This is a genomic window from Neorhizobium sp. SHOUNA12A (genome assembly GCF_023006505.1).
Classification (GTDB): domain Bacteria; phylum Pseudomonadota; class Alphaproteobacteria; order Rhizobiales; family Rhizobiaceae; genus Neorhizobium.
Genome location: NZ_JALBGV010000061.1, coordinates 25,133 through 36,436 on the forward strand (window position 1 = coordinate 25,133; position 11,304 = coordinate 36,436).

Sequence of the window (11,304 nt, forward strand, 5' to 3'; positions counted from 1 at the left end):
GGCGTCTTCTTGTCGCCGACGTGCTGTGCGGTTCTGGCGCCTGATGGTTCCCAGACCGCACACAGCGCTGGACGGTACATTCAGCGGCGGCCTAGTGTGCCGTTCCGTCGACGATCACGTGGTCGTGGTCCATCGAGCATTTTTCGATGCGGGCATGGACCTTGTAGACGTTGCGCAGCATGTCCACGGTGACCACGTCGCGCGGGTAACCGCAGGCTCGCATGCGGCCGTTGGCGATCACCAGAACCTTGTCGGCAAAGCGGAGGGCCTGGTTGAGGTCGTGGATGGCGATCATCACGATCATGCCCTTCGAGCGCGCCCGGCGCTGCATGAAATCGAGCACTTCGACCTGCCGGTGAAGATCGAGCGCGCTGGTCGGCTCGTCCATCAGCATGATTTCCGGTTCGCGAACCAGCGCCTGGGCGATCGACACCAGCTGGCGCTGGCCGCCGGAGAGCGCACCAAGATCCCGAAACGCGATGGCGGTGATGTTGAGCGCCCGCATGATTTCGTCGATGAACGAGAGGTCGCTGTCGCTGACGCTCCAGGACTGGCCCTGCTTACGGGCGAGAAGGATCGATTCGTAGACGGTCAGCACCGCATTGGCCGAGGTGTCCTGCGGCATATAGGTGATGGCGTTCTTCGTCTTCGCGCCATCGATGACGATATTGCCGGGTCCCTTCAGAAGGCCGGTGATGCGCTTGAACAGCGTCGACTTGCCGGCGGCGTTGGGGCCAATGACTGCGATCAGCTCGCCGGCCTTCATGACCGGCGTCGTCACGTCTTCCACGAACAATTTGCGGCCGTGATAGGCGCCGACCGATTGCAGTTGCATCGCTACCATGACCGGCTCCGATTCGAGAGGATGAGCGAGAAGAAGAACGGCACGCCGACCAGCGCCGTGATGATGCCGATCGGAAAAACGACGCCCGGAATGATCGACTTCGAGACGATCGAGGTGAGCGACAGCAGGAGCGCTCCCGACAGGATCGAGCCCGGCAGGAAAAAGCGCTGGTCTTCGCCGAGGATCATGCGGGCGATGTGCGGGCCGACCAGGCCGACGAAACCGATCGTGCCGACGAAGCTGACCGGCACGGCTGCGAGCAACGAGATGATCAGCATAGTTTCGAGGCGGATGCGCCGAACATTGACGCCAAAGCTCGCCGCCTTGTCCTCGCCGAGCCGGATGGCGGTCAGCGCCCAGGCGTGGCGGGCAAACAGCGGCAGCGCGATCAAGAGGACGGCAAGGGTGATGCCGATCTTCGGCCAGGTCGCCTTGGTAAGGCTGCCCATGGTCCAGAAGACGACCGCCGACAGCGCCTGCTCGGAGGCAAGATATTGCAGGAAGGCGAGAGCCGCGTTGAAGGTGAAGACCAGCGCGATGCCGAGCAGCACGACCGTCTGCACCGAGACGCCGCGCATCTGCGAGATGAAATGGATGAACAGCGTGGCGATCAGCGCCATGATGAAGGCATTGGCCGGCACGAGCAGGGTGGCGGCAACCGGCAGGATGGAGACGCTAGTGACGATCGCCAGCGCGGCGCCGAAGCTGGCGGCGGCCGAGATGCCGAGCGTGAACGGGCTGGCGAGCGGATTGGCAAGAATGGTCTGCATCTGGGCACCGGCAACCGACAGCGCGGCGCCGACGACGATCGCCATGACGGCGACCGGCATGCGGATATCCCAGACCACGGCGCGGATCTGGGCCGAGACGGAGGAGGGGTCGATCAGCGCGGCGACGACTTCGCCGAGGCTGTAGCGGGCCGGCCCCCAGGCGAGATCGACGGCGAACGACAGACAAAGAGCGGCTGTCATGGCAGCGAGGATCACAAGCTTGCGGCGAGCAAGGGCGCGATAACGCTCCCGCCCGGCTTCAGCTTCGATCGGCAATGCGGCGATCTCGGCCATATCGGGTTACTTCGCCGCCCTGGCGTCGATCCAATAGCCCGGCTGATATGGAACCGGCAGGAATTTCTCGTGGAATTCCTTGAAGGTCGCATCCGGATCGAGATCGGCGAACAGCTCCGGGTGGAACCATTTTGCCATCCGCTGTACGGCCACGAACTGATAGGGGCTCGTGTAGAACTGATGCCAGATGGCGTGGACATTGCCGCCTGCGACAGCCTTGGAGCCGGTGAAAGCCGCATTCTGCATCAGGGCGTCCAGCGCCTTGCGGCTGCCGTCGAATGCGGGGGCTGCGTTCGGGCCGACATTCACAAAATCCTTGGCGTCTTTGGTCTGGCTCCAGTTCGAGCCGGTGACGACGACGACATCCGGATTGGAAGCGACGACCTGCTCGGCATTGATCGAGCCGGTATAGCCCGGAAGGAAGTCCGAACCGAGGTTATGGCCGCCGGCCCAATCCACCATCAAGCCGAAATTGTCGGGGCCGAAGGTGCCGCAGCACTCAACCAGACCGGCCGCCCGATACATGAACACATTCGGCTTCTTCGGGTTGGCGGCTTTCAGCTTGTCGGTCACGCGGGCCATCTGCTGCTTCCAGTAGGCGGCGACGGCTGCGGCGCGATCCTCGTGGCCGAAGATCTGGCCGAGAACCTTGAGGCTCGGTTCGGTATTGTCGAGGATGTGTTCTCGGAAGTCGATATAGACGATCTTCACGCCGATCTTGTTCAGCATCTCCTCGAGCTTCACCTCGTCCGCGGCCTTCTTGTTGCCGATCGGCAAAAGCATGACGTCCGGGTTCAGCTTGACCACGGTCTCGGTCTGCAGCGTGCCGTCGGTCAGGTTGCCGAGGAACGGCAGTTCCTTGCCCTTCGGGAATTTCGCGAGATAGGCGTCGTAGCCATCCTTGTCGGTGGTGAGCAGGTCGTTGCGCCAGCCGACGATCCTGGCGAAGGGATCTTCCTTTTCGATCGGGGCAACCGAATAGAGCATCCGGCCTTCGCCGAGAATAACGCGCTCGACCGGCTTGTCGAACTTCACCTCACGGCCGGCGACGTCCTTGACGGTGAACGACTGCGCCAGCACGGAAAACGGTAGAAGGCTTGCAAGCACAACCGTTGATGTTGCAAGCATTTTCGCGAAATTCATCTGGAAACTCCCCCGATGTCTGATAATGTCCGCATGCATATGAAATATGACTTTTGGAATCAAGTTCTATGTTTTAGAGCTCTTCCAAAGTAGTCTGACTATCGGGGCACCTATTATGAATTCGATGAACTCCAACTATTCCATCCGAGATGAAATCCGCGACTTCTGGTCGGAGAGAGCGGCGACGTTCGACGAGAGCGTCGGCCACGAAATCTTCTCGGAGGAAGAACGCAAGGGCTGGCAGCGGTTGATCCGCAAGCATCTGGGCAATGGCACCGGCCGCGCTGCTCTGGACCTCGCCTGCGGCACCGCCGTCATCTCGCATCTGATGAACGACGTCGGTTTCAAGGTCACCGGGCTTGACTGGTCGGATGCGATGCTGGGCCAGGCGCGCGCCAAGGCGAAGAAACGCGGTGCCGATATCCGTTTCGTATCCGGCGACGCGGAAAATACGATGGAGCCGAAGAACAGCTACGATGTCATCACCAATCGACATCTGGTCTGGACGCTGGTCGATCCGCCGGCCGCTTTCGCGGAATGGTTCTCAGTCCTGAAGCCGGGCGGCAAAGTGCTGATCCTCGACGGCAACATGGGCAAGGAGACCTGGGTCAAGGGCCTGCAGAAATTCTGGTCGAGGATCACCGGCAAGCCGGCCGCAAGCCACATGACGCCGGCCATGGCGGCGCGTCACCAGAACATCCGCTCGCGCGTCTATTTCTCGGACGCCATGCCGGCCGAAGCGGTGGTCGATCTTTTGACCAAGGCCGGTTTCGTCAACATCGTGGTCGACCGCAAGCTGTCCGACATCCATTGGGCCCAGGCCCGCAAGATGCCGTTCCTGCGCGGGCTGGAGCGCATGGTTCAGGAACGCTTCGCCATCTGCGCGATGAAGCCGGAATAAGCTGCCGATCGAAGGTGGCCCGTGGCGGCCACCTTCGACCCACCGCAAATATGCACAGCATTTATGGCCGCCTGACATGATTGTGACCGGGCTGTGACCGCAGGCATTAACCTTTGACCGCTTTCCCCGAAACCCGGGGGAAGCGCAAAGTCACGCGGATCACGATCCGGTCTCATCCGGGCCTCGCGAGTGCCCCGTTTCGGGACGGGCGCCCCATGCAATTAACCTTGTGCTAACCGATCGATTTTTGAATGGGCTATCTTCTGCGCGCGGCCATCGCCGCCGCGGCTCCCTCGCCATTTCCGACCATGGAGACAAGATTGTCCATCAAGCTTTTTGCCCTTTCCGCGCTCGCTCTTTCCGCAATTGCAGCACCCGTCCTTGCCCAGCCCACCCCGAGCATGGTGAAAAAATTCGACGCCTGGGGCCTCTATTCCTACAAGGGCGACGGCGGCACGACCTGCTACGTGCTGACCACGCCGACGCAGATGCAGCCCGCCGATGTCGATCATGGCGACAACTTTTTCCTCGTCGCGCCAAAGCCCTCCGGATCCGGCTTCTATCCGCAGGCGATCATGGGTTACGACCTCAAGGGCGGATCGCAGATGACGGTCACCGTAGACGGCCGAACCTTTGCCCTGGAGCCGAAGGGCAATTCCGGCTGGACGAAGCAGGAGAGCGCCGATGCCGCTCTTGTCGCGGCGATGAAATCGGGAAGCAGCATGACGCTCGAGGCGGTCTCCCAGCGCGGCACGCAGACCAGCTACACGTTCTCGCTTTCCGGCGTAAGCGCGGCATTGACCCAGGCGGGGCGTTGCGGTTGATAAGGGTTTCGCTCGCGTTGTCATGGCGGATGTGCTATCTGTCATGACAACCATCGGAGCGACTGCCATGAACCTGCAGATACGGGATCCCCGCGCCCGAGAGCTCGCGGAGCGGCTTGCCAAAAAACGTAATGTTAGCATGACCGAGGCGGTCATCGAGGCGCTTGAGGAGAAGCTTTCAAAAGAGGAGCAGGCGGAAACGCCGCTTCAGGAACGCGTGATGAAAATCGTCGATCGCCTTCATGCCATCAAGGGCGGAGAGGGGCGGGACATGACCAAGGATGAAATCGACGAGATGTGGGGCCATTAGTGTTCGTCGATACCTCCGTCATCGTCGCGATCTTTTCCAAGGAGGAGGATGCGCAACAGTGGATAGGCAAGATCGAAGCGGCAGAGAGCCTCTGCACCAGTGCTTTGGTCGTGCTCGAGACTGCCATGAGGCTGTCGACGAAGCTCGACGAGGATCCCCTCGTCATTGAGCAGGGTCTATCTGATTTCTTCAAAGAGACGAAAATCCAGATCATCCCTATCGAGGAAGCCGATGGCGAGCTGGCGATCCGGGCATTCCGGGATTACGGCAAGGGCAGGGGACACCCAGCCCAGCTTAATCTGGCCGACTGTCTCTCTTACGCCTGCGCCAAAAACCGCGGCGTGCCGCTTCTCTACAAGGGCGCCGATTTCGCACGTACGGACCTGGCCTGAAGTCCCCCGATCGTGTCAAAAATAGCTGGTTTCTCCCATGGCTTTTTTGCGGCGGCACCCTAGTTGACGATTGTCAAAAAGGCTGTCCCAGGTGATCGTTGTCATGTAAGACGGCAGCACAGCGCCTATCGCCGCCGAAAGCCCGATGATGAATCATTCGACTGCCGAGACAGCCTTTCTTTCCCACAGCGGCGAAATGGCCCGTCTTATTGCGGCTTTCAATTGGGCAGCCACTTCGCTCGGGCCGATCGCCACCTGGCCGCAGAGCCTCAAGACAACGATTTCCCTCATGCTTCGTTCGCCGGTCCCGATCGTCACGTTGTGGAACGAGGACGGCGTGATGATCTATAACGACGCCTATTCCGATTTTGCCGGAAGGCGCCATCCCGGCATCCTCGGATGCAAGGTGCGCGAGGGCTGGCCTGAAGTTGCCGACTTCAACGACAACGTCATGAAGGTCTGTTTCGCCGGTGGCACGCTTGCCTATTCCGACCAGGAAATGGTCCTCGACCGCTCCGGCACGCCGGCCTCCGCCTTCATGAACCTCTATTATTCTCCGGTCTATGACGAGGCCGGCAAGCCCTTCGGCGTGGTGGCGATCGTCGTCGAGAACACGGCCAAGGTTCGCGCCGAGCGGCGGCTTCAGGGTGAAGGCGAGCGTCTGCGTCTGATGTTCGATCAGGCTCCGGGCTTCATGGCCATGGTGACCGGACCGGACCATGTTTTCGAAATGGCGAACGGCGCCTATATGCGTCTCGTCGGCGGTCGGGACCTGCTTGGGCGCCCCATCCGCGAAGCCCTGCCGGAAGTGGCCGAACAGGGTTTTTCCGACCTGCTCGATGAGGTTCGCAGAAGCGGCCGTCCCCATCTAGGCCAGGGTGTGAGCGTGAGGCTGGCGCGCCGGCCCGGCCTGCCGCCGGAAGAGCGTTTCGTGGATTTCGTCTATCAGCCGATCGTCGACGATGCCGGCCAGGCGACCGGGATCTTCATCCAGGGCAGCGACGTCACCGATCAGAAGAAGGCGGAGATCGCGCTTCTCAAGGAAACCCGGCATCTCGAGGTGCTGAACCGGCTCGGCGCTGAACTTTCCGCCGAACTCGACCTCGAAAAGGTGGTGCAGATGACCACCGATGCCGGCGTCGAACTGACCGGCGCACAGTTCGGAGCCTTCTTCTACAACGTCGTCAACGACCGCGGCGAAAGCTATATGCTCTATGCGCTGTCCGGCGTTCCCCGGTCGGCATTCGAGAATTTTCCGATGCCGCGCAACACGGCCGTTTTCGCGCCGACATTCAGCGGCGAGGGCGTCATCCGCTCCGACGATATCATGGCGGATCCGCGCTACGGCCGGAACGATCCGTATTTCGGCATGCCAAAGGACCATCTGCCGGTACGCAGCTATCTGACGGTTCCGGTGATCTCGCGCTCCGGCGAAGTGATCGGCGGCCTGTTCTTCGGACATGCCGAACCGGCTCAGTTCCGCGAGGAGCATGAGCGGCTGGTTGTGGGGGCTGCCGGCCAGGTGGCGATCGCCATCGACAATGCGCGGCTTTTCCGCGCCGCGGAACGCGACCTCGCCGAACGCCAGCGCGCCGAGGAGGCGCTGCAGGTGCTGAATGCCGGCCTCGAACAGAAGATCGCCTCCGAAATCTCCGAGCGCATGAAGATGGAAGAGGCGCTGCGCCAGAGCCAGAAGATGGAAGCGCTCGGCCAGTTGACAGGCGGTGTCGCGCACGATTTCAACAACCTGCTGCAGGTGATCTCCGGCAATCTTCAGCTTCTCGCCAAGGACGTCGCCGGCAACCAGCGGGCTGGCCGCCGGGTGGAAAATGCGCTTGCCGGCGTGCAACGCGGTTCCAAACTCGCCAGCCAGCTGCTCGCATTCGGCCGCCGCCAGCCGCTGGAACCGAAGGTGGTCAATATCGGCCGGTTCCTGACCGGCATGGAAGAACTGCTGCGTCGCACGCTCGGGGAGGATATCGAGGTCGAGACGATCCGATCCGGCGGTCTTTGGAACGTTCTGGTCGACCCGACCCAGATCGAGAATGCACTCCTCAACCTCGCGATCAATGCACGCGACGCGATGGAAGACGGTGGCAAGCTGACGATCGAGGCGGGCAACGCCTTCCTCGATGACAATTACGTGCGCCAGCATGCGGACGTGCCGGCCGGCCAATACGTGATGTTGGCGGTGACCGACACGGGCACCGGCATGACGCCGGAGGTGATGGAACAGGTGTTCGAGCCGTTCTTCTCGACCAAGCCCGTCGGCAAGGGCACCGGGCTTGGCCTTTCCATGGTCTACGGTTTCGTCAAGCAGTCCGGCGGGCACGTCAAGATCTACAGCGAAGTCGGCCAGGGCACGACCGTCAAGATCTACTTCCCGCGCATCCAGCGCAGCGAGGATCTGGTGACCGACGCCGATTTCGGCCCGGTGACCGGCGGCACGGAAACCATTCTGGTGGCGGAGGACGACGAGCAGGTGCGCGCCACCGTCATCGAGCTGCTCGGCGATCTCGGTTATGCGGTGCTGAAGGCGAAGGACGCGGCGGGTGCGCTGAGTATCATCGAAAGCGGCGTGCCGGTCGATCTTCTGTTCACCGACGTGGTGATGCCGGGGCCGCTGAAGAGCACCGAGCTTGCCAGGCACGCCCGCGAGCGGATGCCGGATATCGCCGTGCTGTTCACCTCGGGTTATACGGAAAACTCGATCGTGCATGGCGGCCGGCTCGATTCCGGCGTCGAGCTGCTGTCGAAACCCTATACCCGCGAAGCCTTGGCGCGGAAGATACGCCATGTGCTGAACGGCCAGCAGCATCGCAACCGGGTGAGGGCGTCGTTCGCGGCCAAACCTGTCGCCCCGGTGATCGGGCAGCGACCGGTCACGCCGCGTTATTCCGTGCTGCTGGTCGAGGACGATTTCCTGATCCGCATGAGCACCGCCGATCTTCTGACCGAGCTGGGCCACGAGGTTTCCGAGGCCTCGACGGCGGAGGAGGCGATCATCATGATAGAGGAGCGTAGCTTCGACGTGGTGGTCACCGATCTCGGCCTGCCGGGTCTTTCCGGCGGCGAGTTCGCGCAGCAGGCGCGCAAGTTATCTCCCGATGTCGGCATCGTGTTCGCGACCGGCAACGACCGCATTCCCGCCGAGGCGGAAGTAGAAGGAGCAGTGCTTCTGAAGAAGCCCTATGGCAGCCAGGAAATCGCAATCGCCTTCGAGAAGATCACCGCCCAGAAGGGCTGAAGGCCGGCAGCCGGCGCCAGTTGTGTCGAGCAATGTTTCCCTTGATCAGGTAAGGAATTTTCCTTACGATAGACCGAAAGGAGATTGTCATGACCAATGTGTTCAAAGAAGTCAGCACGATCACCGCCAAGGGCCAGACGACGGTTCCCAAATCCGTCCGGCAGGCGCTCGGTCTGGACTACGGAGACCGGATCGCCTTCTATGTCGACGATGAACGCGGCGTTTCGGTGCTACGGGAGGCAGCAGATGCACCTGATCCCGTGATCGATAGCTTTCTTACGTTCCTCGCCAAAGACATGGAGGCCCGGCCGGAGGCGCTTTCGACGCTGCCGCCGGCTTTGGTTGATCGCATGACTGCCCTGACCAACGGCATCAAGGTGGACCTCGACGCGCCGATCGACGGCGAAGTCGATCTCTAGCCCATGCTGGTGGTCAGCGGCTGGACGCTCCTTGCGCATCCGCTCTTCCTCGATCAGCTGGAAAAGCTGACGCTCGCCGTCGAGCGATCGAGGGACAAGGATACTGAACATTATCATGCGACTGCAAACGCCAAGCTGCTCGCCGCGTTGTCGGAACTGGTTTTCAGGACCATTCCGGCAGACCCGACGCAGGCGGCCTATCGTCAGGGCGGCACTCTCGGCGAAGGCCGGAAACACTGGTTTCGGGCAAAATTCGGCGGCCAGCGTTTCCGGCTGTTCTTCCGCTACAGCAGCGAAGCGAGGATCATCATCTTCGCCTGGGTGAATGACGAAAACACGCTGCGCACCTACGGCGCAAAGACCGATGCCTATGCGGTGTTCCGGAAAATGCTGTCCGGGGGCAACCCGCCCGACGATTGGGCCGCTCTGCTGAAGGCGGCCTCTGCAGAAGATGCGAAGGCGCGTTTCACCGCGGCGGAGAAGACTGCCGAATAGCCAGCCGCCTCACCACCACGCGTAAAAATGAGATACCGGCCCGTGGCCGGTGCCGACCGTGAGGGTGTCGGCGGCGGCGATGGCGCCGGCGAGATAGGTCTTGGCGATCGCAACCGCGTCAGCCGCCGAAGCGCCCTTGGCGAGTTCGGCGGCAATTGCGCTCGAGAGCGTGCAGCCGGTGCCGTGGGTGTTGCTGGTCGCGGTGCGTCTGCCCTCGAACCAGTGGATGCCGGTGGCGTCCGCCAGCACATCCGGGCTGTCTTCGCTCTCCAGATGACCGCCCTTCACCAGGACTGCCTTGGGCCCGATCTTCAGCAGCCGCTCAGCCTGGGCCGCCATCTCTTCGCGGGTCGTGGCGACCGTCTCGCCGAGCAGCGCCGCGGCTTCGGGCAGGTTGGGGGTGACGACGGTGGCGAGCGGCATCAGCTTGTAGGTGACGGCATCCACCGCATCGAGCGCCAGCAGCGGCGAACCGCCCTTGGCGATCATCACCGGATCGAGCACGATCGGCACGGTATCGCGATAAGGGTGCAGCACGTCGGCAACCGCCTCGGCGATCTCGGCATTGGCGATCATGCCGATCTTCACCGCATCGACGCGCACGTCGAGAAAGATGGTGCGGATCTGGTTTGCGACGAAGGCGGCGGGCACCGCATGCACGCCGGTGACCCCTTGGGTATTCTGGGCGGTCAGCGCGGTCAGCGCCGCCATGCCATAGGTGCCGCGGGCCGCAAAAGTTTTCAGGTCCGCCTGGATGCCGGCGCCGCCGGAAGGGTCCGAACCGGCGATCGACAGGACGTTTTTGATGCTCATGTGCGTGCCCTTTCGATTTCCGCGGCAATTCGGCGGGCGGCGGCTTCCGGATCGGGCTGGCCGCAGATGGCGGACACAACGGCGATGCCCTTTGCGCCGGCGGCGAGCGCGGGGCCGGCATGTTCCGCCTTGACGCCGCCGATCGCCACTGCCGGAACCGGCGCCATGGCGGCGATGCGCGCGAGGCCGTCAAAACCGATCGGTTGCTTGTGGTCGGGCTTCGTATTGGTCGAAAACACCGGACCGATGCCGACATAATCGACGATCGATGGGTCCACCCGCCGCGCCAGGTCCTCGGTCTCGACCGAAAGGCCGAGGATCATGCCATGGCCAGCACGCTGCCGCGCCATCACTGCCGCCATGTCGCTCTGGCCGACATGCAGGCCTTCGGCGCCGATCGCGATTGCTGCCTCCACGTCGTCGTTGATGATCAGGGGCACGCCGGTTCCGGAAAGTACCGCCTTCAGCGCCCGGCCGGTTTCGATCATTTTTGCCGTGTCCGCCTGCTTGTCGCGCAGCTGGACCATGGTGGTGCCGCCGGCGACGGCAAGCCTTGCCGTCTCGACCATGCCGATCTCGCGGCAGAGATCGGGATCGAGGACGAGGTAGACGGAAAGGTCGAAGGTTTTGGTCATGCTGCGACGACCCTTGCCTGGGCATCGAGCGTCTCGCCGGTCAGCGCCGCGAGGCGGTCGAGGAAGATCGGCGAGAAGAAGCCGGGGCCGGAGGCGGTGAAGGCCGCTTCCTCGCCTGCGACCGCGAACATCGCGAGTGCGGCGACTGTCGCCTCGAAGGGATCGTCCGTGGTGGCGGCAAAGGCGCCGACCAGGCAGGTGAGCGAGCAGCCGAGCG

13 protein-coding genes are annotated in these 11,304 nt (G+C 62.5%); 7 read left to right on the forward strand and 6 right to left on the reverse strand.

Annotated features, from left to right (window positions below):
• Positions 1–91: 91 nt before the first annotated feature.
• Genes MOV63_RS23005 through MOV63_RS23015 form a run of 3 tightly spaced genes read right to left on the reverse strand, consistent with a single transcriptional unit; the run spans position 92 to position 3,051 of the window.
• Entirely contained in the window at positions 92–844 is a 753-nt protein-coding gene (locus tag MOV63_RS23005) for an ABC transporter ATP-binding protein (RefSeq protein WP_247037169.1), read from the reverse strand.
• Positions 838–1,908 (reverse strand): iron ABC transporter permease, encoded by a 1,071-nt coding sequence (locus MOV63_RS23010; protein ID WP_247037171.1) that lies wholly within the window; start codon positions 1,906–1,908, stop codon positions 838–840. Before MOV63_RS23010 ends, MOV63_RS23005 begins: the two co-directional genes overlap by 7 nt.
• Before the next feature lie 6 nt (positions 1,909–1,914).
• The gene (locus MOV63_RS23015) at positions 1,915–3,051 is read right to left on the reverse strand and encodes an ABC transporter substrate-binding protein (RefSeq protein WP_247037179.1); all 1,137 of its coding nucleotides are present in this window, start codon (positions 3,049–3,051) and stop codon (positions 1,915–1,917) included.
• Positions 3,052–3,166: 115 nt separating this feature from the next.
• Here MOV63_RS23015 and MOV63_RS23020 point away from each other — a divergent pair, with 115 nt between their 5' ends.
• The 7 genes from MOV63_RS23020 to MOV63_RS23050 all read left to right on the forward strand — a co-directional run bounded on the left by MOV63_RS23020 (position 3,167) and on the right by MOV63_RS23050 (position 9,639).
• Positions 3,167–3,952 (forward strand): methyltransferase domain-containing protein, encoded by a 786-nt coding sequence (locus tag MOV63_RS23020; RefSeq protein ID WP_247037181.1) that lies wholly within the window; start codon positions 3,167–3,169, stop codon positions 3,950–3,952.
• Between the two features lie 308 nt (positions 3,953–4,260).
• Positions 4,261–4,776: an invasion associated locus B family protein gene (locus MOV63_RS23025; RefSeq protein WP_309500846.1), complete on the forward strand. Its 516-nt coding sequence runs from the start codon at positions 4,261–4,263 to the stop codon at positions 4,774–4,776.
• 22 nt (positions 4,777–4,798) lie between these two features.
• Positions 4,799–5,086 carry a type II toxin-antitoxin system VapB family antitoxin gene (locus tag MOV63_RS23030; protein WP_247037184.1) on the forward strand — a complete coding sequence of 96 codons (288 nt, stop codon included), beginning with the start codon at positions 4,799–4,801 and terminating at the stop codon, positions 5,084–5,086.
• Positions 5,086–5,478 carry a type II toxin-antitoxin system VapC family toxin gene (locus MOV63_RS23035; protein WP_247037186.1) on the forward strand — a complete coding sequence of 131 codons (393 nt, stop codon included), beginning with the start codon at positions 5,086–5,088 and terminating at the stop codon, positions 5,476–5,478. The genes MOV63_RS23030 and MOV63_RS23035 overlap by 1 nt, the downstream gene beginning before the upstream one ends.
• A 670-nt stretch (positions 5,479–6,148) precedes the next feature.
• Complete coding sequence (locus tag MOV63_RS23040; protein WP_366518586.1) at positions 6,149–8,725, forward strand: response regulator; 2,577 nt, start codon at positions 6,149–6,151, stop codon at positions 8,723–8,725.
• Between the two features lie 89 nt (positions 8,726–8,814).
• A complete protein-coding gene (locus MOV63_RS23045; protein ID WP_040124013.1) occupies positions 8,815–9,144 on the forward strand; it encodes a type II toxin-antitoxin system PrlF family antitoxin in 330 nt (109 codons plus the stop codon).
• A 3-nt stretch (positions 9,145–9,147) separates the two neighbouring features.
• On the forward strand, positions 9,148–9,639 hold the full coding sequence (locus MOV63_RS23050) for a type II toxin-antitoxin system YhaV family toxin (RefSeq protein ID WP_247037188.1): 492 nt from the start codon (positions 9,148–9,150) through the stop codon (positions 9,637–9,639).
• Positions 9,640–9,648: 9 nt separating this feature from the next.
• On the opposite strand, the gene thiD is transcribed toward MOV63_RS23050, so the two are convergent.
• From thiD to MOV63_RS23065, 3 genes are all read right to left on the reverse strand, one after another.
• Complete coding sequence (gene thiD, locus MOV63_RS23055) at positions 9,649–10,452, reverse strand: bifunctional hydroxymethylpyrimidine kinase/phosphomethylpyrimidine kinase (protein ID WP_040124015.1); 804 nt, start codon at positions 10,450–10,452, stop codon at positions 9,649–9,651.
• Positions 10,449–11,087 carry a thiamine phosphate synthase gene (gene thiE, locus MOV63_RS23060; RefSeq protein ID WP_247037191.1) on the reverse strand — a complete coding sequence of 213 codons (639 nt, stop codon included), beginning with the start codon at positions 11,085–11,087 and terminating at the stop codon, positions 10,449–10,451. The genes thiD and thiE overlap by 4 nt, the downstream gene beginning before the upstream one ends.
• Positions 11,084–11,304 (reverse strand): hydroxyethylthiazole kinase (locus MOV63_RS23065; RefSeq protein ID WP_247037193.1); only part of this gene is annotated, 221 nt, incomplete at its 5' end. The genes MOV63_RS23065 and thiE, both read right to left, overlap by 4 nt.

Bases quoted from the DNA above. Each gene is read 5' to 3' on its own strand.
- MOV63_RS23015 (WP_247037179.1), bottom strand. From the start codon at position 3,051: ATGAATTTCGCGAAAATGCTTGCAACATCAACGGTTGTGCTTGCAAGC.
- MOV63_RS23020 (WP_247037181.1), top strand. From the start codon at position 3,167: ATGAATTCGATGAACTCCAACTATTCCATCCGAGATGAAATCCGCGAC.
- thiD (WP_040124015.1), bottom strand. From the start codon at position 10,452: ATGAGCATCAAAAACGTCCTGTCGATCGCCGGTTCGGACCCTTCCGGC.
- MOV63_RS23005 (WP_247037169.1), bottom strand. From the start codon at position 844: ATGGTAGCGATGCAACTGCAATCGGTCGGCGCCTATCACGGCCGCAAA.
- thiE (WP_247037191.1), bottom strand. From the start codon at position 11,087: ATGACCAAAACCTTCGACCTTTCCGTCTACCTCGTCCTCGATCCCGAT.
- MOV63_RS23045 (WP_040124013.1), top strand. From the start codon at position 8,815: ATGACCAATGTGTTCAAAGAAGTCAGCACGATCACCGCCAAGGGCCAG.
- MOV63_RS23010 (WP_247037171.1), bottom strand. From the start codon at position 1,908: ATGGCCGAGATCGCCGCATTGCCGATCGAAGCTGAAGCCGGGCGGGAG.
- MOV63_RS23050 (WP_247037188.1), top strand. From the start codon at position 9,148: ATGCTGGTGGTCAGCGGCTGGACGCTCCTTGCGCATCCGCTCTTCCTC.
- MOV63_RS23030 (WP_247037184.1), top strand. From the start codon at position 4,799: ATGGCGGATGTGCTATCTGTCATGACAACCATCGGAGCGACTGCCATG.
- MOV63_RS23040 (WP_366518586.1), top strand. From the start codon at position 6,149: ATGTTCGATCAGGCTCCGGGCTTCATGGCCATGGTGACCGGACCGGAC.
- MOV63_RS23025 (WP_309500846.1), top strand. From the start codon at position 4,261: ATGGAGACAAGATTGTCCATCAAGCTTTTTGCCCTTTCCGCGCTCGCT.